Annotated in this window: 25 protein-coding genes; 17 read left to right on the plus strand and 8 right to left on the minus strand. The window is 68.3% G+C overall.

Annotation, left to right across the window (positions count from 1 at the left end):
• Positions 1 to 312: 312 nt before the first annotated feature.
• The 5 genes from ACYQ5L_RS37840 to ACYQ5L_RS37860 all read left to right on the plus strand — a co-directional run bounded on the left by ACYQ5L_RS37840 (position 313) and on the right by ACYQ5L_RS37860 (position 3,757).
• The gene (locus tag ACYQ5L_RS37840; protein ID WP_459963026.1) at positions 313 to 939 is read left to right on the plus strand and encodes a hypothetical protein; all 627 of its coding nucleotides are present in this window, start codon (positions 313 to 315) and stop codon (positions 937 to 939) included.
• Between the two features lie 13 nt (positions 940 to 952).
• The gene (gene aroQ, locus ACYQ5L_RS37845) at positions 953 to 1,390 is read left to right on the plus strand and encodes a type II 3-dehydroquinate dehydratase (protein ID WP_459963027.1); all 438 of its coding nucleotides are present in this window, start codon (positions 953 to 955) and stop codon (positions 1,388 to 1,390) included.
• 363 nt (positions 1,391 to 1,753) lie between these two features.
• On the plus strand, positions 1,754 to 2,683 hold the full coding sequence (locus ACYQ5L_RS37850; RefSeq protein ID WP_459963028.1) for an ABC transporter ATP-binding protein: 930 nt from the start codon (positions 1,754 to 1,756) through the stop codon (positions 2,681 to 2,683).
• The gene (locus tag ACYQ5L_RS37855) at positions 2,680 to 3,531 is read left to right on the plus strand and encodes an ABC transporter permease (protein ID WP_459963030.1); all 852 of its coding nucleotides are present in this window, start codon (positions 2,680 to 2,682) and stop codon (positions 3,529 to 3,531) included. The genes ACYQ5L_RS37850 and ACYQ5L_RS37855 overlap by 4 nt, the downstream gene beginning before the upstream one ends.
• Positions 3,521 to 3,757, plus strand: a complete 237-nt coding sequence (locus tag ACYQ5L_RS37860) for a helix-turn-helix transcriptional regulator (protein WP_459963031.1) — start codon at positions 3,521 to 3,523, stop codon at positions 3,755 to 3,757. Before ACYQ5L_RS37855 ends, ACYQ5L_RS37860 begins: the two co-directional genes overlap by 11 nt.
• A gap of 12 nt (positions 3,758 to 3,769) precedes the next feature.
• Here ACYQ5L_RS37860 and ACYQ5L_RS37865 read toward each other — a convergent pair whose 3' ends face one another.
• On the minus strand, positions 3,770 to 4,663 hold the full coding sequence (locus ACYQ5L_RS37865) for an NAD(P)-dependent oxidoreductase (RefSeq protein WP_459963033.1): 894 nt from the start codon (positions 4,661 to 4,663) through the stop codon (positions 3,770 to 3,772).
• A gap of 3 nt (positions 4,664 to 4,666) precedes the next feature.
• Positions 4,667 to 5,542: an NAD(P)-dependent oxidoreductase gene (locus tag ACYQ5L_RS37870; RefSeq protein ID WP_459963034.1), complete on the minus strand. Its 876-nt coding sequence runs from the start codon at positions 5,540 to 5,542 to the stop codon at positions 4,667 to 4,669.
• Between the two features lie 177 nt (positions 5,543 to 5,719).
• Between ACYQ5L_RS37870 and ACYQ5L_RS37875 the strand changes: the two genes are divergently transcribed.
• Entirely contained in the window at positions 5,720 to 6,034 is a 315-nt protein-coding gene (locus tag ACYQ5L_RS37875) for a winged helix-turn-helix transcriptional regulator (protein ID WP_459963664.1), read from the plus strand.
• Between the two features lie 15 nt (positions 6,035 to 6,049).
• Here ACYQ5L_RS37875 and ACYQ5L_RS37880 read toward each other — a convergent pair whose 3' ends face one another.
• The gene (locus tag ACYQ5L_RS37880) at positions 6,050 to 7,162 is read right to left on the minus strand and encodes a glycerate kinase (protein WP_459963035.1); all 1,113 of its coding nucleotides are present in this window, start codon (positions 7,160 to 7,162) and stop codon (positions 6,050 to 6,052) included.
• A 97-nt stretch (positions 7,163 to 7,259) separates the two neighbouring features.
• On the opposite strand from ACYQ5L_RS37880, the gene ACYQ5L_RS37885 reads away from it, so the two are divergent.
• On the plus strand, positions 7,260 to 7,589 hold the full coding sequence (locus ACYQ5L_RS37885; protein WP_459963037.1) for a GNAT family N-acetyltransferase: 330 nt from the start codon (positions 7,260 to 7,262) through the stop codon (positions 7,587 to 7,589).
• Positions 7,590 to 7,680: 91 nt separating this feature from the next.
• Here ACYQ5L_RS37885 and ACYQ5L_RS37890 read toward each other — a convergent pair whose 3' ends face one another.
• Positions 7,681 to 8,439, minus strand: coding sequence for a lysophospholipid acyltransferase family protein (locus ACYQ5L_RS37890; protein WP_459963038.1), 759 nt, complete (start codon positions 8,437 to 8,439; stop codon positions 7,681 to 7,683).
• A gap of 158 nt (positions 8,440 to 8,597) precedes the next feature.
• Here ACYQ5L_RS37890 and ACYQ5L_RS37895 point away from each other — a divergent pair, with 158 nt between their 5' ends.
• From ACYQ5L_RS37895 to ACYQ5L_RS37905, 3 genes are read left to right on the plus strand one after another with little or no spacing between them, the layout of a single operon-like run.
• Complete coding sequence (locus ACYQ5L_RS37895) at positions 8,598 to 9,212, plus strand: YqgE/AlgH family protein (protein ID WP_459963039.1); 615 nt, start codon at positions 8,598 to 8,600, stop codon at positions 9,210 to 9,212.
• A 44-nt stretch (positions 9,213 to 9,256) separates the two neighbouring features.
• Positions 9,257 to 9,763 carry a sigma-70 family RNA polymerase sigma factor gene (locus ACYQ5L_RS37900; protein WP_379197323.1) on the plus strand — a complete coding sequence of 169 codons (507 nt, stop codon included), beginning with the start codon at positions 9,257 to 9,259 and terminating at the stop codon, positions 9,761 to 9,763.
• Positions 9,760 to 10,473, plus strand: a complete 714-nt coding sequence (locus ACYQ5L_RS37905) for an anti-sigma factor family protein (protein WP_459963040.1) — start codon at positions 9,760 to 9,762, stop codon at positions 10,471 to 10,473. The genes ACYQ5L_RS37900 and ACYQ5L_RS37905 overlap by 4 nt, the downstream gene beginning before the upstream one ends.
• A gap of 99 nt (positions 10,474 to 10,572) precedes the next feature.
• Here ACYQ5L_RS37905 and ACYQ5L_RS37910 read toward each other — a convergent pair whose 3' ends face one another.
• The 3 genes from ACYQ5L_RS37910 to ACYQ5L_RS37920 form a co-directional block, all read right to left on the minus strand.
• Complete coding sequence (locus tag ACYQ5L_RS37910; protein ID WP_459963041.1) at positions 10,573 to 11,343, minus strand: ABC transporter permease; 771 nt, start codon at positions 11,341 to 11,343, stop codon at positions 10,573 to 10,575.
• Positions 11,343 to 12,293 carry an ATP-binding cassette domain-containing protein gene (locus tag ACYQ5L_RS37915; RefSeq protein WP_459963042.1) on the minus strand — a complete coding sequence of 317 codons (951 nt, stop codon included), beginning with the start codon at positions 12,291 to 12,293 and terminating at the stop codon, positions 11,343 to 11,345. The genes ACYQ5L_RS37910 and ACYQ5L_RS37915 overlap by 1 nt, the downstream gene beginning before the upstream one ends.
• Positions 12,294 to 12,426: 133 nt before the next feature.
• The gene (locus ACYQ5L_RS37920; RefSeq protein ID WP_459963043.1) at positions 12,427 to 12,951 is read right to left on the minus strand and encodes an EXLDI protein; all 525 of its coding nucleotides are present in this window, start codon (positions 12,949 to 12,951) and stop codon (positions 12,427 to 12,429) included.
• A gap of 349 nt (positions 12,952 to 13,300) precedes the next feature.
• Here ACYQ5L_RS37920 and ACYQ5L_RS37925 point away from each other — a divergent pair, with 349 nt between their 5' ends.
• The 4 genes from ACYQ5L_RS37925 to ACYQ5L_RS37940 are packed head-to-tail and all read left to right on the plus strand — an operon-like array spanning position 13,301 to position 17,805.
• Complete coding sequence (locus ACYQ5L_RS37925) at positions 13,301 to 15,007, plus strand: thiamine pyrophosphate-binding protein (RefSeq protein WP_459963044.1); 1,707 nt, start codon at positions 13,301 to 13,303, stop codon at positions 15,005 to 15,007.
• A gap of 2 nt (positions 15,008 to 15,009) precedes the next feature.
• Positions 15,010 to 15,669, plus strand: coding sequence for an SRPBCC family protein (locus ACYQ5L_RS37930; RefSeq protein WP_459963046.1), 660 nt, complete (start codon positions 15,010 to 15,012; stop codon positions 15,667 to 15,669).
• A gap of 10 nt (positions 15,670 to 15,679) precedes the next feature.
• Positions 15,680 to 16,720, plus strand: coding sequence for a 3-oxoacyl-ACP synthase III family protein (locus tag ACYQ5L_RS37935; protein WP_459963047.1), 1,041 nt, complete (start codon positions 15,680 to 15,682; stop codon positions 16,718 to 16,720).
• Positions 16,717 to 17,805, plus strand: coding sequence for an aminotransferase class I/II-fold pyridoxal phosphate-dependent enzyme (locus ACYQ5L_RS37940; RefSeq protein WP_459963048.1), 1,089 nt, complete (start codon positions 16,717 to 16,719; stop codon positions 17,803 to 17,805). Before ACYQ5L_RS37935 ends, ACYQ5L_RS37940 begins: the two co-directional genes overlap by 4 nt.
• On the opposite strand, the gene ACYQ5L_RS37945 is transcribed toward ACYQ5L_RS37940, so the two are convergent.
• Positions 17,759 to 18,727 (minus strand): bile acid:sodium symporter family protein, encoded by a 969-nt coding sequence (locus ACYQ5L_RS37945; RefSeq protein WP_459963050.1) that lies wholly within the window; start codon positions 18,725 to 18,727, stop codon positions 17,759 to 17,761. The two genes, ACYQ5L_RS37940 and ACYQ5L_RS37945, sit on opposite strands and share 47 nt — an antisense overlap.
• Before the next feature lie 105 nt (positions 18,728 to 18,832).
• Here ACYQ5L_RS37945 and ACYQ5L_RS37950 point away from each other — a divergent pair, with 105 nt between their 5' ends.
• The 3 genes from ACYQ5L_RS37950 to ACYQ5L_RS37960 all read left to right on the plus strand — a co-directional run bounded on the left by ACYQ5L_RS37950 (position 18,833) and on the right by ACYQ5L_RS37960 (position 21,236).
• Complete coding sequence (locus ACYQ5L_RS37950) at positions 18,833 to 19,762, plus strand: TIGR04222 domain-containing membrane protein (protein ID WP_459963051.1); 930 nt, start codon at positions 18,833 to 18,835, stop codon at positions 19,760 to 19,762.
• A gap of 107 nt (positions 19,763 to 19,869) precedes the next feature.
• A complete protein-coding gene (locus ACYQ5L_RS37955; protein ID WP_459963052.1) occupies positions 19,870 to 20,895 on the plus strand; it encodes an MbnB/TglH/ChrH family RiPP precursor modification enzyme in 1,026 nt (341 codons plus the stop codon).
• On the plus strand, positions 20,892 to 21,236 hold the full coding sequence (locus ACYQ5L_RS37960) for an SCO6045 C-terminal-like domain-containing protein (RefSeq protein WP_459963053.1): 345 nt from the start codon (positions 20,892 to 20,894) through the stop codon (positions 21,234 to 21,236). Before ACYQ5L_RS37955 ends, ACYQ5L_RS37960 begins: the two co-directional genes overlap by 4 nt.
• Positions 21,237 to 21,253 lie beyond the last annotated feature (17 nt).

The raw sequence follows: 21,253 nt of genomic DNA on the forward strand, positions 1-21,253 counted from the left end.
CAGCAACAGGACCACGGTACCTCGAACTCTGTGTTCGAGGTTCCACCTTTCCACCAGGCGTACACCTACTACGGACCACCTTAGTGCCGATTTCAGCCGGGAGGGACCAGATACATGATCACCGGTCGGTTACAGACCCTGGCGTATTCGAGACGTCGCGGACCGCGCGGTTCGCACAGGTGACACGCGGTTCCCGATCTTCGCGGCCGCCCCGGTGAACCCCGTTCTCCCAGAGCGCAATCCATCCGCCGGGAAAGCACGTAATGTTGTAATCAGCATTACAACTCCATCCAGTAAGTGAGTGTGACCGCCATGAGACACGGACATCGCGGACGCGAATTCGGCCGCCCCGGCGGCTGGCAGCAGGCCGACCTTCCCGACGCCGCGGATGCCGAGGACTGGTTCGCTGGAAGATTGCCAGCCGACTGGTTCACCGGCCCGGTAACCCTCGAGATCGATCGCGACGAGATCGTCGTGATCGGTGAACTCCCCCTTCCCGCACCCGAGAACGGCGCGGCCGACGCCCCGGCCGCGGACGCCCCGGTCGATACGGCCAAGCCGGAGGCCCCCGCCGGAATCCCCAAGGCCACCGTCGAGGGCCTGATCTCCCGCTTCCGGGAATCCACCCGCCCCGCCCGCATGCAGATCGCGCAGGAGGCCCAGCACCGCTACCACCGCAGCGTGGCCTGGGGCATCACGGTCGGCGGCGAGCGAATCATGTTCACCCACCTGTCCGTTCCGGTCATGACCCGGCTGCGGCAGCCCGAACGCAAGGTGCTCGACACCCTCGTCGACGCCGGCGTGGCCCGCTCCCGCTCCGACGCCCTGGCCTGGACGGTGAAGCTGGCGGGCAAGCACGCCGAGCAGTGGTTGGCGGAATTGCGCACGGCCATGCGGCAGGTCGACGACCTGCGCGCGGAAGGACCGCAGGGTCTCTAATACAGTCGGCCCTATGGCTGACACCGGTCCGATCCTCGTGCTCAACGGTCCGAACCTGAACATGCTCGGCACCCGCCAGCCCGAGGTGTACGGCGCCGACACCCTCGACGACGTGGTGGAGCTGTGCCGACGCACCGCGGCGCGGTTCCACCGCGAGATCGTGGCCTTCCAGTCCAATCACGAAGGGGCGCTGATCGACCGCATTCACGCCGCGCGCGGCGTGGAATCCGGGATCGTCATCAACCCCGGCGGCCTCACGCACACCTCGGTGGCGCTGCGCGACGCCCTGGTGATCCCGGAGGTCCCGATCGTCGAGGTCCACATCAGCAATGTGCATGCCCGCGAGGAATTCCGGCATCACTCCTACGTGTCACCAATCGCCACAGCCGTCGTGGCGGGCATGGGCGTCCACGGCTACGCCGCGGCCATCGAGTTCCTCTGCACACGCTGATCCGCTGACGCGAAGACAAGGAAACAGCCCCGCGACCTAACGGTCGCGGGGCTGCCGCGTTGAGGGGGTTCGAGGGCCTGGCCCCGCGAACGTTGGGCCTGGCCCCGCGAACGTTGAGCCTGGCCCCGCGAACGTTGAGCCTGGCCCCGCGAACGTTGAGCCTGGCCCCGCGAACGTTGAGCCTGGCCCCGCGAAGGTTGGGCGTGGCCCCGCGAGGGGTTCGGGGGGCGGGAGCCCCATGGGGGTTGGGGTTCGGGGGCGGAGCCCCTGAGAGCCACGAGAGTTGTAAATAGCTTGTTCGCGGCGAAATGTAGTAGGTATGCTACATCTGATCCAATACCCACTACGGAGGGGTGGACGGCTATGACCGTCGGCGAAGGCGTCGTTCTCGACGTCCGAGAACTGCGAATGCGATATGGCACCCGGGATGTGTTGCAGGACGTCACATTCCAAGCGCATCGGGGCGAGGTGCTGGTACTGCTCGGGCCGAATGGTGCGGGTAAGACGACGACCATCGAAATCCTCGAGGGCTTCCGGATGCGTTCCGCCGGCCAGGTCGAGGTGCTGGGCACCGATCCCGCGCACGGCGACGAGGCCTGGCGGGCGCGACTGGGCGTGGTGCTCCAGTCCTGGCGTGACCACGGCAAGTGGCGGGTGCGGGAACTGCTCGACTACCTGGGCATGTTCTACGCGCCGTATGCCACGGACACCATCAAGAGACCGTGGGATATCGACGAACTCATCGCGGCGGTCGGCCTCACCGAGCACGCCGACGCGAAGATCATGACCCTCTCCGGCGGCCAGCGCCGCCGCCTGGATGTCGCCATCGGCATTGTCGGCCGCCCCGAACTGCTGTTCCTGGACGAGCCCACCGCCGGTTTCGACCCGCAGGCCCGGCGCGAATTCCACGATCTGGTGCACCGGCTGGCCGATGACCAGAACACCACCATCCTGCTCACCACCCATGATCTGGACGAGGCGGAGAAGCTGGCCGACCGGATTCTCATCCTGGCCGGCGGCCGCATCATCGCCGACGGCTCGGCCGATCAGCTCTCCCGCCGCATCGCCGGCGAGGCCGAGGTGAAGTGGACCCGCGACAACCAGCGCTTCGTGCACACCACCACCGAGTCCACCAAGTTCGTCTACGAGCTGTTCCAGCAGTACGGCGAGGACATCGGCGAGCTGGAGGTGCGGCGCGCCTCGCTGGAGGACACGTACATGACCCTGGTGCAGCGGTTCGAGTCCGGGCAGGGCGAGACCGATCTGCGCAGTCTGGAGGAGGTGCACCGATGAACCCGATGACGGTGGCCGTCAAGGCCGGATTCCGCCGCGGCGCAATCGAACTGCGGCAGTCGTTCAGCAATGGCATGGAGCTGTTCACCCAGTTCTTCTGGCCGCTGCTGACCCTGGTGGCCCTGTTCTTCATGCGCAACGGCACCTTCGAGACCAGCGGCCTGAACCTGGGCGCGCTGGCCCTGCCGGGCGTGCTCGGCATGCTGGTCGCGTTCACCGGCATGTTCGGCATCGCGCAGTACCTGACGCTGGATCGCGAGGACGGCACGCTGTTGCGCGCCAAGGCGACTCCCCATGGCATGGTCGGCTATCTGCTCGGCAAGATCGTGACCACCTCCGGGCTGGCGCTGTCCCAGGTGGTGATCGTGCTGGCGTTCGGCATGATCGTGGTCGGCGGGGTGGAGCTGAACAGCCTCGGCCGCTGGCTCACCCTGATCTGGGTGCTGGCGCTGGGCCTGCTGGCCACGCTGCCGCTGGGCGCGATCATCGGCTCGGTGTTCGAGAGCCCGCGTGCGATGGGTTTCGTCTCGTTCCCGATCATGGGTCTCGTGGCGATCTCCGGTGTCTTCTATCCGATCACCTCCCTGCCCGGCTGGCTGCAGGACGTGGGTCAGGTGTTCCCCATCTACTGGCTCGGGCTGGGCATGCGCTCGGCCATGCTGCCCGGTGACGCGGTGGCGGTGGAGCTCGGCGGATCGTGGCGGCATCTGGAGACGGCGGCGGTGCTGGGCGCCTGGGCGGTGGCCGGTCTGCTGATCGCACCGATCGTGCTGCGCCGCATGGCGCGCCGGGAGTCCGGCGCGAATCTGGCGGCCCGCCGCGAGAAGGCCCTGCAGCGTGCCTACTGAGGTCATCTACAACCGGATCGCCATGTTGCGCGCCGAGCGCGGTATCTCGCGCCGGGAGCTGGCCGAGGCGCTCGGTGTGCACTATCAGACGATCGGGTATCTGGAGCGCGGCGAGTACAGCCCGAGTCTGCATCTGGCCCTGCAGATCTCGCGGTATTTCGAGGTGCCGGTGGAGGTGGTCTTCTCGACCACCCCCTTCCCGCGGCTCGGCTCCGAAACCGCTTGAGCGGCACCGGGATCAGCCGGTGACGGGCGCGCCACGCAGGATGGCGTAGGTCGAAGCCCGCTGATCCCCTTGCTCATTGGCGCGCAGCGCCTTGCTCCCGAAGACGCGGGCCGCGTGCAGCAGGGTGGCGTCGACGCCGAGAGCTTCGCTGGTCTCGACGACGTGCCGGGCGCCCGCGTCCATCATGCGCAGATGCGCCGGATCGGTGAACCCGCCGGCGGCGGCCAGCGCCGCGACCCCGGCATAGAACGGCGCGGTATCGCCCATGGCGCGCTGGGCGTACGGCACGAACCGGTCGATCGGCTCGCCGGAGCGGTCGATCATGGCCAGCGCCTGCTCGTAGGCGAGCAGGTTGGGCAGAAACATGGCGTAGACCGCCTGGTAGTACAGCTGCGCGAGACCTTCGTCCGCACCGAGGTATTCGGGGGCGGACAGGTGGGCGAGCCGCTCCGCGTGCGCGTCGTAGGCCTGTTGCGGACCGCTGTAGAAAATGAAGGCCGCCGGCCCGCCGAGCCCTTCGGGCTGAGCCATGATGCCGCCCGCGAGGAACTGCGCGCCGTGGGCGCGCACCCAGGCCGCGCCCCGGCGGGTGTTGTCCGGCGTGTCCGAGGACAGGTTCACGATCACCCGCCCGGACAACCGGTGCGGGGCCTGACCCAGGACGTCGTACATCGCCCCGTACTGGGTCAGGCTCAGCACCACCAGCTCATTGGCGTCCAGCGCCTCCGCCACGGTGGCGGCGGACCGTGCCCCGAGTTCGACCATGGCAGTGGTTTTTTCGGGGCTGCGGTTCCAGACCGTCACCTCCAGGCCCGCCGCCAGGAGGCGGCGCACCATGGCCTGACCCATCGGGCCGAGACCTATCACTGTCACACCGTATTGCCGGGGCATGCTGTACTCCACCATGATTCAGTTCGCGCCGTCGCGAAGCAGTTCGTAGGTGGAGACGGCCCGGCCCGCCTTCTCGCTGGCGGCGACCGCCTTGCGCCACAGATTCTGCGCGGTGTGCGAGAAGACCGCGTCCACGCCGACCTCTTCGCTGGCGTCGATGATGTGCTGCGCGCCGGCGTCCATCATCTTCAGGCTGGCCACATCGGCCCAGCCGCCGTTCTGGTTGGCGACCGAGAACTCCTCCATGAAGTAGGGGAACGCGGCCGCGGAACGCACCGCGAACGGCACGAACTGGGCGATGTCGTGGCCGGAGCGGGAGATCATGGCGGTCGCCTGATCGAAGGCCAGCAGCCAGGGGTGGAAGATGGTGAGCAGACCCTGGTAGAAGATCTGCGCCAGACCGTCGTCCAGGCCCAGGTACTCCTGCGGGCTGAGCGGCAGCAACAGCTCGGAGACCTTGTCGAAGGTCTCGCGCGGCCCGCTGTAGAAGATGTACGAGGCCGGGTGCTCGATATTGTCGCCGGCCGACATGACGCCGCCGGAGATGAATTCCGCACCATGCTCGCGCACCCAGGCCGCGCCGGCGCGGGCCTTCTCCGGGGAATCGGAGGACAGGTTGGCGATCACCTTGCCCCGCAGGCGATCCTGGGCCTGGCCGAGCACGTCGTACATGGCGGCGTAGTGGGTCAGGCTGACCACGGTCACCTCGTTGGCGTCGATCGCCTCGGCGACGGTGGCGGCGCGCTTGGCGCCCAGTTCGACCATGGCCTCGGCCTTCTCGGGGCTGCGGTTCCAGACGGTCACCTCGACGCCGGCCTTCAGGAACGCCTTGACCATCGACTGGCCCATCGGGCCCAGGCCGATGACGGAGACGGAACGGTTCTGCTCAGACATGGTGTGTCCTTTTCGAAGATCGCGGTGATTGTGTCGGCGCCGGTATCGATACTGCGCGGAGTCGGTAATCTCGGGAAGACCGCACGTTCGAGTGGGGTTGCTTACCTGAAGGTTCGAAATACGGTCAGGAGTAGCGCGGTGAGCCAATACGGTGACGCGGATCACGATGTGTGCGGCATGTCCCTCGCCATCGATGTGGTCGGCGGGAAGTGGAAGCTGCACCTGATGTGGGTGCTCGGTGAGGGGCCGCAGCGGTTCGGCCAGATTCGCCGCATGCTGACGGGCGTGAGCGAGAAGGTGCTCGCGGAGAACCTGCGGCAGCTGGAGGCCGGCGGCGTGGTGCACCGCGAGATCTATCCGGAAATCCCGCCGCGCGTGGAGTATTCGCTCACGCCGCTGGGCGAGGAATTGAATCTCGCGCTGAAGCCCCTGGAGCAGTGGGGCGACCGCAATCGCGGCCGCATCCTCCAGGAGCTCAGCACCGCCGTGTAATACCGGCGGGTGGCGTCAGCGCGCCAGCCGCTCGCCGATCCGTTCCAGCAGGGCGGCGGCCTCGGCCATGGAACGGGCCGGATCGGGTTCCAGGTCCGACAGCGCGTAGGCGGCGCTGAATCCGGCGGATCGCACCTGGTCGGGAGTGAGCTGGACGCGGCCCGCGACGGCCACGACCGGGACACCGGCGTGCAGGGCGGCGCCCGCGACGCCGATGGGCGCCTTGCCGTGCAGGCTCTGCGCGTCCAGCGATCCTTCACCGGTGACCACGAGATCGGCCCCGGCGAGTTGCGCGTCGAAGTCCACCAGCCCGAGCACCACGTCGATGCCGGGCCGCGCGACCGCGCCGAGCACCGCGATGGCCCCGAATCCGGTGCCGCCCGCCGCGCCCGCGCCGGGCTTGCCCGCGAATTCCGGGCCGATGAGTTCGGCCCAATGGGTCAGCGCCACTTCGAGAACCGCGACCTCATCGGGTCCGGCGCCCTTCTGCGGTCCGTAGACCGCGGCCGCGCCGGTGGGCCCGAGCAGGGGATTGTCCACATCGCTGGCGAGAATGACGCGCGCCTGCGCCAAGCCGGGATGCAGGCCGGTCCGGTCCACCCGCACGGCCTGTGCGAGTTTCGCGCCGCCGCAGGCCAATTCCCGTCCGTCGGCGGTGAGGATCCGCAGGCCCAGCGCTTGCAGCAGGCCCGCGCCGCCATCGGTGGAGGCGCTGCCGCCCAGCCCGAGCACGATCTCGCGGGCACCGCGGTCCAGGGCGTGCGCCATGACCACGCCCAGGCCGTAGGTGCTGGCGTAGAGCGGATCCGGTATTCCGCCCGGTAGTTTCGCGAGTCCGCAGACGGCGGCCAATTCGATGACGGCGGTGTCGTCCCGCATGGCGTAGGCGGTGGCGAGCGGTTTGAGGGTGGGCCCGGGGGCTTCCAGGGGCACCCGCTCCCAGCCCGCCGCCAGGAAGGCGTCGACGGTCCCGTCGCCGCCGTCGGCGACCGGTAATTGCCGGACCCGGGTCTGCGGTGCGGCGCGTTCGATGCCCGCGGCGAGGGCGGCGGCGACTTGGGCCGCGGTCAGCGAGCCCTTGAACTTGTCCGGGGCGAGGATCACCCGGCGCGAGTGCGTGTCGGTCACTTCCACAGTGTGCGCAATATCGGCGATAACGACACGCCAGTCACAACCGTCTCGCAATACGGACAAATTGCAGCAAGCAAACGTTAGCGTCGTGGCTATGTCGAGTGAGTCGGACGCATCGATCGAGGTTCGCAAAAACACCGAGCTGGATCGCTTCGAGCTGTACGTCGACGGAAACCTCGCCGGTGTCACCTCCTACCAGGACACCGCCAACGAACGCGCTTTCGTGCACACCGAGATCTACCCCCGATACGAGGGTCAGGGCTTCGGGCGCAAGCTGGTGCAGGGCGCGCTCGAGCGGACCCGGGACGAGACGTACGGCATCATGCCGCTGTGCCCGATGGTGCACCACTTCGTGGAATCGCGCCCGGAGTACCTGGCGCTGGTGCCGCAGTGGTCGAGACAGCGACTAGGGCTGCCGCAGTGACAGGAATGAGCCAACTCTCGTAGCTCTCAGGGGCAAGCCCCTGAAACCCCGGCGGCCTCGGGGGTCCGGGCAAGCCCCCTGAAACGGTCCTCTAGTACGCCTTGACCGCGCCGTCGAGTGCGGTCTGCAGTTCGTCGCGCACTACCCGCGTGATCTCGGCCGGTTTGGTCGGCAGCTCCGCCACCGGCGCCCCGAAGTAGAAGCTGGCCGACGTGGCCTCCTCCTTGCTGGGCTCCACCTTCGGATCCCGCGGACCATAGCTGAGCCCCAGGCTCACCAGCACCGGATTCGCCCCGAGCTTCTTGGCCCGGAATGCGATGTGGCCGATGCCCGTACCCACCGTCTGTATCCGGGTGTGGTCGACGTCGTTGCAGGTCCCCTCCGGGAACACCGCCACCCCGTCCCCGCGCGCCATGCGCTCGGCGCACACATCGATCATGCGCTGCCCGGCGGCATTCACGGCGCGAATGCCGTGGTCCTTGCCGCGGAAGACGGGGATGCCGCCCATCATGTCGATGCGGCCGCGCTGCTTGGCCTCCAGGAACAGTTCGTCCTTGGCCAGCACCCGGGTGTGCCCGATGGCGGGCCGCAGGGCGCTGCGCCAGGCCGCCGCGGCCACGGTGTAGGGGTCCAGCTGGGAGAGATGGTTGATGGCGATGAGCAGCGGCCGGCCCTGGGAGATGAACGCCCGCAGCTGTTCCCGCGCGCCCGGCGCATAGGAGATGCGCGGCCGGTAGCGCCGACCGAGCAGCCAATAGGCGGCCCGCGCCTTCAGGAGTTGCTGCTGGTGATCCCGATAGAAGTCGTACACCGCGTCACTGTTCTCGAGGACCACCTCGGGACGTTCCATGCCGCCACCCTAGCGAGCAACCGCCGTCCGCGCCGCCCGGAGATTCGGCCCGCTCGGGCGGTGCGCGCGCCGTCCCCGGGGGCGTCGCGATGCGGCGCAATTGGGCACTCGAGAATTAAGGGCCGCAATTGCGCTGTGCCGGTGCGATGATGGGCTCTGTGGCACGCGCAGAGGAACACGGTGATCGTTCTCGACGCGAATTCCGGCATGAGGACCAGGTCGTCAGGCCCGGGACTCTGCTGGTGTCCGCAACCGACCTGGTGGAGCCCGCCTTCCGGCGGACGGTCGTGTACATCATCGAGCACAATGACGCCGGCAGCCTGGGTGTGGTACTGAACCGGCCGAGTGAGACCGCCATCCACGATGTCCTGCCGAATTGGGCCGAGCTGGCGGCGGCGCCGCGGGCGCTGTTCCTCGGCGGCCCGGTGAAACGCGATGCCGCCCTATGCCTGGCCACCGTGAAAGTCGGCGCCTCCTTCGCCGGCATTCCGGGCCTGCGCCGGGTGGACGGCCGGGTGGCGCTGGTGGATCTGGACGCCGATCCGGACGCCATCGGCCCGCTGGTCGAGGGCATCCGCATCTTCGCGGGCTATGCCGGGTGGACCTTCGGTCAGCTGGAGGGCGAACTGGATCGCGGCGACTGGATCGTGCTGTCGGCCCTGCCCACCGATCCGCTCGCGGGCCGGGTGGATCTCTGGGCGCGGGTGCTGCGCCGCCAGCCGCTGCCGCTGTCGCTGCTGGCGACCCATCCCATCGAGCTGGAGCGGAATTGAACTGAATCCACCGGCTGTGTCGTGGACGGGTGCGGAGGTGACCGATGCCCGACGATCAAGCGGCGCTGCTCCGCGCGCTCTACGACGAGCACGCGGCCGCGCTGTGGCGCTATACGTTCGGGCTGGTCGGAGATCCGGGGCGGGCCGAGGACATTGTGCAGGAGACCCTGCTGCGCGCCTGGCAGCGACCGGCGGTGCTCGACCAGTCCACATCCTCGGCCCGCGCGTGGCTGTTCACGGTGGCCCGTAACCTGGCCGTGGACGAACATCGCAGCGCGCGCAGCCGCCGGGAGTTCCGCACCGATCACCCGCCGGAGCAACCGGTGGCCGATCAATCGGATCGGGCCCTGGACGGCTGGCTGGTCGCCGACGCGCTGGCACGGCTGACCGTCGATCACCGCGATGTCATCGTCCGCGCCTACTACCGCGGCCTGTCCACCAATCAGATCGCCGCGGAACTGGAGATACCGGAGGGAACGGTGAAATCCCGCATGCACTACGGCATGCGGGCGCTGCGCCTGGTGTTGCAGGAGATGGGGGTGACGAGATGACCGAGAGCCACGAACTCTGCGATGGCTACACCACCTGGGACGGTGCGTATGTGCTCGGCGCCCTGGCCCGCGACGAGCGCCGCGAATACGAGGATCATCTGGCCGGCTGCGAATACTGCCGGGCTGCCGTCGGGAAGCTGGCCGGACTGCCCGGGCTGCTGGCCCTGGTCGACGAGGAGACCGCGGTTTCCATTGCAGCGCAGGAGAATCCGCCCGATTCAGTACCCCCGCCGCCGGAGCGCATGCTGCCGGGGCTGTCCGCACGGGCCGAGCGGCAGCGCAGGCTGCGACGGTGGCGCACCCTCGGCACGGCCGTGGCGGCGGCCGCGGCGGCGGTGCTCATCTCGGTGCCGGTGACCGCGGAGCTCGCCGGGCGGGACCGGCCCGCGACGCAGCAGGTGGTCGCCGAGGGCGAGTTGCGACCGCAGGTGGAGACGCCGATCATCGCGACCTTCAAAGTGCTGCTGGTGGACGGGCAGACCCGGGTGGACATGACGTGCAGCTATCCGCCGTCGGATCAGATCTACGCCTGGCAGCTGTCGCTGTGGGTGGTGCGGCAGGACGGGACGCAGTCGAAACTCTCGGAGTGGACGGCGAAACCGGGCGAGGTGTACACCCCCGACGGGACCACCTCGGTCGAGCCCGGCCAGTTGCAGACCGTGGAGATTCGCAATGCCGCCGGCAAGGTGCTGCTCGCCGCGGCGTTGTAAGTCCTTGGCGTAGAAGCGTTTCCCGGAACAGACGGAGGCGGCGCACCCCTCATCGGGTGCGCCGCCTCCGCTCCCGCGCCATTGCGGGGCCGGCTGGACTCAGGCGTCGGTCTTGCGCTTGAACGCCGACGCGGACCACAGGTAGCCGCCCACCCCGATGACCAGGATCCAGGCCAGGGCGATCCAGCCGTTCTTGCCGATCTCGGTGCCCATGAGCAGGCCGCGAATGGTCTCGGCAATGGGGCTGAAGGGCTGGTACTCGGCGAACTGCTTCACGCCGGTGGGCATGGTGTCGGTGGGCACCAGGCCGCTGCCGAGGAAGGGCAGCATGATGATCGGCATCGGCAGGTTGGAGGCGCTCTCCGGGTTCTGGGCGATCAGGCCGAAGGCCACGCCCAGCCAGTTGAGCGCGAAGATGGTCACGCCGACCAGGCCGAAGGCGGCCAGCCATTCCAGCACATTGGCGTCGTGCGAGCGGAAGCCGATGAGCACGGCCACCAGCGTCATGACGCCGACGCCCAGCATGCCCTGGATCCAAGTGCCGGCGACCTGGCCGGTCAGCATGGAGGTCTGCGAGATGTGCATGGTGCGGAACCGGTTGACCAGGCCCTGGGTCATATCCATGGCGACCGAGACCGAGATGCCCGCGACCAGATACGCCGGAATCATGAGCATCATGCCGGGGGCGAGGTAGTTGATGTACTTGTCACCGCCGGTGGAGGATTCGAGCGCGCCGCCGAAGATGTAGTTGAACAGCAGCAGCAGGAAGACCGGCATGACGATCAGGCTGATGGTCATGGAGGGATACCGCTTGGCGCGCAAGAGGTTCCGTCGGAGCATGGTGGTCGAATCAGCGAGTGCGGTGGACATTACGCGTTCTCCTTGGCGTAGCCGCCGGTGAGGGCGAGGAAGACATCGTCGAGGTCGGGGGTGTGCACGGACAGGCCTTCGGCTTCGACCCGGATCTCGTCGAGGCGATCGAGCACCGCGCGCACGGACTTCACCGCGCCGTCGCTGGGGATGGCCAGGGTGAGGTCGCCGTTGATCTGCGCGCTGTCGCCGAAAGCCTGTGCGGCGATGGCGAGTTGATCGGTATCGGCGAAGTCGAGCTTGATGTAGCCGCCGGGGACCAGCCGCTTGAGCTGATCGGCGGTGCCCTGGGCGACGATGCGGCCCTGGTACAGCACGGCGATCTGGTCGGCCAGCTGATCGGCCTCTTCCAGGTACTGGGTGGTGAGGAAGATGGTGACGCCGCCCGCGACCAGATCGCGGATGATGTCCCACATGACGCGGCGGCTGCGCGGGTCCAGGCCCACGGTCGGCTCGTCGAGGAAGATGATGCGCGGATCCCCGACCAGGGTCATGGCCAGGTCGAGTCGCCGGGTCATGCCGCCGGAGAAGGTGTTCGCGATCTTGTTGGCGGCCTCCGCCAGATCGAAGCGCTCCAGCAGTTCGTCCGCGATGCGCACGCTCTCGCTGCGCGGCATATGGTGCAGATCGCCCATGAGGATGAGGTTCTCGCGGGCGGTGAGCAGTTCGTCGACCGCGGAGAACTGCCCGGTCACGCCGATGGCCGAGCGGACGCCCGCCGGCTGGGTGGCGAGATCGTAACCGCCGACATTGATTTCGCCGCCGTCGGCGCGCAGCAGGGTGGACAGGATCTGCACGGTGGTGGTCTTGCCGGCGCCGTTCGGGCCGAGCAACGAGAAGATGCTGCCCTCGGCGACCTTGAAGTCGATGCAGTCGAGCACGATGTGCTCGCCGAAGGATTTGCACAGGCCGGAGACCGCGATGGCCGCCGGTTGCTCGTTGTACAACATGGGTCCCTCTCATAAATAGGTAGGCATGAATGCATGCGTCAGCTGGGCCGTGTCCGCTCGAGGCGGCGGACAAAGCGTTTTACCTGTTCAGTTGTGCGACAGCTGTGTTCGGATCAGATGCCGGGAACCCGGATCAGATGTCGAGATCCTCGACGCGATTGTGATCGGCGGCGTCGGCCACTCGGATGTACAGCTTTTCCGGGATCTTGCCCTTCAGGTCCTCGATCTTGTCGAAGACCTCCAGGTCGAAGTCGCCCCAGTCCTGTTCGCCGATGCCCAGGAAGCGACGCCAGTTCTGCCAGTTCTTGAGATCCTTGAGAAGCCCGGTGTCGACCGGGAAGTCGTCCCAGTTCGAGAAGTGGCTGTGCACCGCGAACGCGCCTTTGCGAGTGCGGTACACCCGGATGTTCTCGACGCGGGCGTCGGTAACCTGGTGCCACTCGGCCAGCAAGGCGCCGGAGAAGCGGACCTGCCGCACTCCGTCCTTGCCGACCTTGAGGATTACCTCGTCGTAACCCTCCAGGCGGCCTTCCTCGAGCTCGATGAAACGCCGCAGCGCCGTTACGATCGCGCCCGAAAGGTTGCCGCCGACCAGCTCTTGGGCCCGCTGGAACAGCTTGGTGTCCTCATCGGAAACGTAAATCGTCTTGTTCGGCATGAACCCACTATACGTAGACGTATACATACATGGCAAGAGGATTGGGCCAACTCTCGGGAACTCTCCGGGGCAAGCCCCTGAAACCCCAGGTGGGAGAGGGTTGCAGACGGCCCGGCAACCCGCGCGGGACAAGCCCCCGAGCCCCGGAGTAGGGCTGGTTGAGGACTCGGGGACCTCCCCCTGGAGCCCGGATGGGTTGGATCGACGCTCTCGGAAATTCCCGGGCCGAGCGCTCGGAGGAGCCGGAGCGACCCGGCCGGGCACGGCACTCATTGAACCGTCAGCTATCCGCGTTCGTATCCCGATATGAGACTCGGGCATCCGGTGCCAGCCACCGAAGGGAGCGCCGATGCACAGCGGAACACGGGTCGTGGACCACCTTGTGAAGGCCATCTCCCGGCTTGGCGTGCGACACGTCTTCGGGGTGGACGGGGCCAATATCGAGGATCTCTACGATGCCGCGTTCGACCATCGGGAGCTGATCACGGCGGTGGTGGCCAAGCACGAGTTCTCGGCGGCGACCATGGCCGACGGGTATGCGCGGTCGACCTCGGGGCTGGGAGTGGCGGCGGCCACCTCGGGCGGGGGCGCCGTGAATCTGGTGGCCGGGCTGGCCGAATCCTTCGCCTCGCGGGTGCCGGTGCTGGCGCTCGTCGGGCAGCCGCCGACCGTCCTGGAAGGCAAGGGCGCCTTCCAGGATTCGAGCGGGCGGGCCGGCGCGTTCGACGCGGTGCGGCTGTTCACGCCGATCACGCGGTACTGCGCCCGGGTCGGCGCACCAGCCGACCTGCCCGCTCACCTTGCCCGGGCCGTCGCCGCGGCGCGGGCGGGCGGGCCCGCGGTGCTGTTGCTGCCCAAGGATGTTCAGCAGGCCGATCTGGTCGCGCCCCCGTTCACGCCGCCGGCGCGCGGCTACCGCCGCGATATCGAGGGGTTGTGGCGGGTCCTGCACGCGGTGCGGGCGGCGCGGTCCACCGGGAAGGTGGTGATCATCGCCGGGGATCAGGTGGCCCGCGATGACGCGCGGGCGCAACTGGCCGAGGTCGCCGCGCTGCTGGATGCCGCGGTGGGCGTGGCTCCGGAGGCCAAGGATGTGTACTACCACGGCGATCCCGGATTCTGCGGTGTCGCGGGAAGTATGGGGCATCCGGAGCTGACGGACGCGCTGCACAATGCGGCGCTGTGCCTGCTGATCGGCACCCGCATGCCGATTACCGCGCGGGCCGGGCTGGACGAGGTGCTCGCGCACGTGTCCCTCGCCAGCATCGGGACCGCCGCACCGTTTCTGCCGTCGGCTCATGTGCGCAGCACCGATCTGGCCATCACCCTCGCCGAGCTGGGCGCCGAATTGTCGCGTCCGGCAACCACTTCCGGCGCATCGGCATGGCCACCGCCGACCGCGGCGGATTCGCGGCGCGGGCGGACGCTCACCGCCATCACCGTCCCGCCCTCGGATGGGCCGGGCCTGCGGTACCGGGAGGTCGTGGAGACCATCAATGCGGCGCTGCCCGACGGCGCGGACGTATTCGCGGACGCCGGGAACACGGGGGCCGCGGTGGTGCATCACCTGCGGTTGCCGCGCGGCGGCCGGTTCACCGTCGCGCTGGGCATGGGCGGAATGGGCTATGCGTTCGGCGCGGGGATCGGATCGGCGTTCGCGCGCGCACAGCGCCGGGACGGGACGCCGCGGCGGACCTTCGTCATCGCCGGGGACGGCGCGTTCTTCATGCACGGCATGGAAATCCACACCGCCGTCGAGCATCGGCTGCCGATCACCTTCGTGGTCCTCAACAACAACGCACACGCCATGTGCATTACTCGCGAACAGCTGTTCTACGGGGATCGCTACAGCTTCAACAGGTTCCGGCCGGCGTATCCGGGCGCCGGCATGGCCGCCATGTTCCCGGATCTGTGCACGCACGCACCCACCACCCCGGCCGGGCTCGCCGCCGCGCTGCGGCACTGCGGCCGCTCCGGACCATCGTTCATCGCCGTGGACTGCGATCCCGACGAAATACCGCCCTTCACGCCATTTCTGGCGGCCTCGAGGAGTTGACCGTGACCACCAGCGCTCTGCCCGCCCTCAGCGATATCCCCGAACAGGCAATCCCCGGAGTCCTGCGCATCGAGAACTCCGACCGCGAGGCCACCACTCCGATCATTCTCGACATGCTGCGATCGGTGTACCCGCACGAGCAGATATTCGGCGAATACTGCACGGTCCAGGGCTATATCGACGCGCCACCGCGCGAGCTGTACGACTACCTGGCCGACACCCGGTGCCTGGAGGAGTGGACCTACAGCCTGCGCGGGTTCACCGAAACCGAGGAACCAGGGCTGTGGATTTCCTATGACAGGCTGGGCGACAACACCCGCATCTACACGCGGACGGTCAGCAATCCACAGGCCATGACCGTGGATTACCACTGCGCCTGGGATCAGGGCGAGCACCTGTGGATGATTTACCTGATGCGGGTGGTGGACGCGCAGGTGGTGTTCGACAAGCCCGGGTCGGTGGTGCTGTGGACGAACTGTCACCACCCGTTCTACGAGCGGAATCCCTACGCCGACACCGCGCCCGAGAAACGCAAGGTGTGGGTCGGGGACTTCTGGGAGATGTTCTCCGCCGGGCATCAGCTGGAGCTGGACAACCTCAAGGCCATTGCCGAGTACCGGGTCGCACACGGACTGCCCGTGACACCCGCCTGGATGAAATGAGCCGGGCGCCATGGACTTCACCGATCCCGATCTGAGGACGCCGCCGGTCAGCCTGGTCGATGTGGCCGGCTATCTGCCGGGAGAACCGGTCGGCACCGAATATTTCACGCAGTTCTCCCGCTCCGAGCGAATGGCCAAGAACGTCATGTTCCGCGCGCCCAAGGCGCGGCACCACGTACGGCGCGACGAGACCGCCGTGGACATGGTGGAGCGCGCGGTCGCGCCGTTGATCGAACGCCATGGCGCGGCGGAGATCTCGACGATCGACGTGCTGCTGACCCACACCCAGCTGCCCGACAATCCGGCGCTGGGACCGGGCCCGGAGGTGGCGCGACGGCTCGGCATGCGGCCGGGCTGGGTATTCGATGTGCACAATGGCGGCTGTGCGGCCTTCGTGCACATGATGTGGCTGGCGCGCACCATTCTGCAGACCACCGGTGCGCGCACGGCTCTCATCGCCGCCACCCAGAACTGCGCGGGCACCGTGTTCACCCAGCCCGATATCCGCAAGCTGGCGCAGGCGCCGGTGCCCGGTGACGGCTGCGGGGTCGGCCTGCTGGTGAAGAACAACAGTGCGCCCATCCTCGATATCGAATGCCGCACCTACCCGGAGTTCGCCGGGGACATGGATTTCAGCACCGGCTCCGAGCGCAAGTACTGGGAGCCGGGCGAGGGTCAAGGGTGCGTCACCTTCACCGAGTCCAAGGTCGCCAAGGTGTTCACCCGGGGTAACCGGTTGGTGCCCGAAGTCGCTCTGGCGGTGTGCGAGCGCATCGGGGTGAAGGGCCGCGATATCGATACCTTCGTCACCAATCAGCCCAATCGGCTGTTCCTGCGCAACTGGACCGAGGCGCTGGAGCTGCCCGCCGAACGCCATCCCGACACCTTCGATCGGTGCGGAAACCTTTTCGCCGCAGGCATTCCCGTCACCCTGGACGCGGAGAACGCGGCCGGGCGGCTGCGCAATGGCTCGGTGGTGCTGCTGGCGGCCTTCGCGCACGCCGGGGATTTCGCGGGCGCCGCGGCCGTGCGCTGGGGCGCGGCGCGATGAACGCGCCGTGGCTGGACACCGCCGCGTACGACTTGAGTTTGAGCGAGAACCCTTTCCCGCCACTGCCTTCGGTGCGGGATGCGCTCGAGGACTGCATGCTGCGGGCGAATCGGTATCCGGAATTCCTGCCCCGGCGATTGCCGCAGCTGATCGCCGATCATCTCGGCGTGCGGGCCGATCAGGTGGTGGTCGGATCCGGTGCGACCGGCGTGGCCATGCAGATCATGCAGACGCTGCCCGCTCCCGGATCCCCTTTCGTCTATGCCGCACCGACATTCGACGGGTACCCGATCATGGCCGGGATGATCGGATTGCGCCCGGCGCCGGTGCCCCTCGACGCGAGCGGACGCCAGGATCTGTGGGCCATGGTGCGGGCGGTGGACGAGCGCACCGGACTGGTGGCGGTGTGCCGGCCGCACAATCCGACCGGGACCGTCGTGCCGGCCAGTGAGCTGAAGGCCTTCCTGTGCGCGATACCGCTGCGCGTGCCGGTCATCCTGGACGAGGCCTATGTCGAATTCCTCAGCGCGGCGGCGGTTCTCGACACCGTGGAGTTGGTGCACAGGCATCCGAATGTGCTCGTGCTGCGCACCTTCTCCAAGGCGTACGGGCTGGCCGGGCTGCGCATCGGATACGCCTTCGGATCGCCGGAGCTCGTGGCGCGGGTGCACCGGCTGCAACTGCCCTTCGGCGTGCCCGGCAGCGCCGTGGCGGCGGTGGCCGCCTCCTACGCGGCGCGGGCCGAGCTGGGCGAGCGCATCCTGCGCATCACCACCGAGCGGGAGTTGCTGCGGACGGCATTGCGGCGCAGCGGTATCCGGGTGCCGCGCAGCAGCGCGAACTTCCTGTACCTGCCGGGCCGCGATACCGGGGCGGCCCTGGCCCGGGCCGGAATCCGCGCGAAGCGCTATCCCGACGGCAGCGCCCGCATCGCGGTCGGCGATCCGGCGGCGGGCCGCGCGGTGCTGCGCGCGCTCGGTGCGCGACCGGCGCCGAATGTGCATCCGCTGCGCCGCGACGACAGCCGCGCGTCGGCGCTCACGGTGCGGTCCGAGCCCAGCGTTGTGCGAGCGCCGCACAGGTGATCAGCTGGATTTGATGGAAGAGCATGAGCGGCAGCACGATCAGGCCGACCGGTGACGCCGCGAACAGCACGGTGGCCATGGGCAGTCCGGTGGCCAGGCTCTTCTTGGAACCGCAGAACACCACCACGATCCGATCGCCCCGGTCGAATCCGGCCAGCCGCCCGGCGACCACGGTCGCGGTGATCACCAGCGCCAGCAGCACGGCGCACACCCCGGCCAGCAGCAGAATCCGCCATGGCGACAAGGTGTGCCAGATGCCTTCGACCATGCCCGCGCTGAAGGCGCTGTAGACGACCAGCAGGATCGAGCCGCGATCGACCAGCTTCGTCGGTTCCGCGTACCGGGCCAGCCAGCCCTCGATCTTCGGCCGGATGAGCTGGCCGAGGAAGAACGGGACCAGCAGCTGCAGCACGATATCGACGATCGCGGACGGATCCACCCGCGCCTGCCCGGTGGTGTTCATCAACAGGATCACCAAGGCCGGTGTCAGGAACACGCCCAGCAGGTTGGACAGTGTGGCGCTGACGATCGCCCCCGCCACATTGCCCTTGGCGATGGAGGTGAACGCGATGGACGACTGCACCGTGGACGGCACCAGGCACAGGAACAACAGCCCCGTATACAGATCATCGGTGAGCACCGACGGCACCAGTACGTGCGCGGCCAGCCCGAGCAGCGGGAAGAGCACGAAGGTGCAGGCCAGCACCACCAGATGCAGCCGCCAATGCCTGAGACCGGCGAGCGCCTCCCGTGGATGCAGCCGCGCGCCGTACAGCAGGAACAGCAATGCGATGGCGATCTTCGTCAGCCAGTCCACCACCGCCGCGGCGTCGCCGCGCGCCGGAAAGACGCTGGCCACAACCACGGTGGCGAGAATCGACAGAATGAACCCGTCGATGTAGAACTTGCCGAGGAATCGCACTTACCCAGGCTAATCACCTGGAAAACTCGCTTGTTCACAGCCCGCTCGCACGCGCGATACTCATGGTGATCGACTTTCCTGACGACTCCCGAGGGGGGAATCGCCGTGATCACCTGGACCACTCCGGCCGGGGCCGAACTCCTTGCCGCCGAATTCATTGCCGCCGATACCTGGGGAATCCCGTCGCAAGCCTTCCTCTGGGCCTACATCCTGGCCGGCTTCGCCGCCGTGAGCTACGGATTGATCCAGCGCGCCAGGATCATTCGCGCGAGCGGCGGCCCGGATCGTCCCGATCAGCCGCTGTATCCGATCGAGACGGCCATGCTGGTCGACGATCGCCGCCCGCTCCTGGTCGGGCTCGCCCAGCTGCGTGAACACCGGCTCATCGGACCCTCCGGCGCGCCCACCGGCCCCCGCACCCTGGATCAGCGGACCCTCGACCAGCTGTCACGGGACTTGTACGCACGCTTGTACTCCTCGAGCGATCGGAAGGTGACCGAGCTGACCAGCGCGGTGAAGGGACCGGTGGACGCGCTGCGCATCACGCTGCGAGAACGCGGCTATCTGTTCACCGGTGCCGAGCGAAAAGCCTTGTATCTCGCGGCCGTTCCGATCTTCGCACTACTGCTGATCGGTGGCCTGCGCGTCTACGCGGGCCTGGAGAGCGAGCGCGCCGTCGTCTGGCTCATTCTCGCCATGGTCGCCCTGCTCATCTTCACCCGCGTGGTGGTGCACGCCCCCCGCTTGACTCCGCGCGGTCGCGCCTCGCTGGACGATGCCCAGCAGCGCTACAGCTACCTCCAGCCCAACAACTCCCCCGCGTACAGCGCCTACGGCCCGGGTACCGTGCCGCTGGCCGTCGCCCTCTTCGGCGCGCAGGTGCTGTGGGCGGTCGATCCCGAACTCGCCGATGCCACCAACACCGTGGCCGGCAGCGACGGCGGCAGCTCCGGCAGCAGCTGCTCCTCCGGCGGCGGCGACGGTGGTGGCAGCAGCTGCGGCGGTGGCGGATGCGGCGGAGGCTGCGGCGGATGACCTGGAGGGAATACGGCCGCCGGGCACCAGGATTCGGCAGCAGCGACGCGCAACCGAGAAGCCGGGCGACAGCGCCGGGCAGGGAGCTACGGCCGGCGGTGCTGCCGATGCCGGGCGACACCGGATCCAAGCCGGATCGGCGGTCGACGGCACTCGGCCGTGCCGGCTCGGATATCGAAGCGCGGCCGGAACCGGCGAGCAGCGCCGGGCCGGCGGCAGTGCAGCCGACGGCGCCCGTGGACAGCACCGGGCCGTTGCCGGGTACGGCGCTGGGGATCGGGTGGCGGCCGGAGATCTGCGGGATCATCGGGGCGCTCGAAGGGATCGGGTTCTGCGAGGTGATCGCGGAATCGCTGGTCGCGCCGCAGCGCAAGCGGTGGCGGATCGGGGCCGGGGCGGCTGACGGCGTCACGATGCCCGACGAGCTCGCGGCATTGATCGCACAGGGAATACCCGCTGTGCCGCATGGCATTTCACTGTCCCTCGGCGGTGCCGATCCAGTGGACGGCGGTCGGGTCGCACATCTGGCCGATTGTGCGCGGGCGCTGGGGTCGCCGCTGGTGAGCGAGCACATCGCCTTCGTACGGGCGGGCGGTGTGGAGGCCGGGCATCTGCTGCCGGTGCCGCGCACCCGGGAGGCGCTGGATGCGCTGGTGCGCAATATCTCCCGGACACAGCGCGCGCTGGAGGTGCCGCTGGCGGTGGAGAACATCGCGGCGTTGTTCGAATGGCCGGATGCGGAATTCACCGAGGCGGAGTTTCTCCAGGAGCTGGTGGAGCGCACCGGCGTTCATCTGCTGATCGATATCGCGAACGTTTATGCCAATGCCCGCAACAGGTCTCGTGATCCGCTGACCGAATTGCTGCGGTTGCCCGCCGAGCGGATCGCCTACTGTCATGTGGCGGGCGGGTGGGAATCCGGCGGCCGCTATCACGATACGCACGTCCATCCCGTGCCGCCGGAGGTGCTGGCGCTGGTCGGCGAATTCACCGCGCGCCATGCGGTTCCGCTCATGCTGGAGCGCGACGGCAACTATCCGCTCGCGGCGGAACTGCTCGCCGAGTTGAACGCCATCGCGGACGTCTCGCATCGTCCGCCGATCACCCTCCGCGCCGGAACGCTGTCATCATGAGCGATTCCCCCGCGAGCCCACTGGCACAGCAGCAGGAGGCGCTGGTCCGGGCGCTGGTCGCCGGGGCGGAGGTCCCGCCGGGTTTCGATACCGCCGATCTCGCCGCCACCGCGCATGCCTTGTTGCACAAGCGCGCCGGGGAGGTGGCCCGCCGCTTCCCGCTGCTGGCGCACCGCTGCGGCCCGGACTTCACCGCCCGCTACGTCGACTGGGCGCGCACCCGCCCCAAGATCACCACCGCCGCCGATGCCGCCGCCTTCGCCGCGCATCTCGGCCTGCCCGACCCGCGCCCGCCGCGCGGCGCGCGGGCCGCACTGCGGCGGTTCCTGCCCAACCGGTGAATTCATGCACAAGTGCT

The organism is Nocardia sp. IFM 10818 (assembly GCF_054655275.1).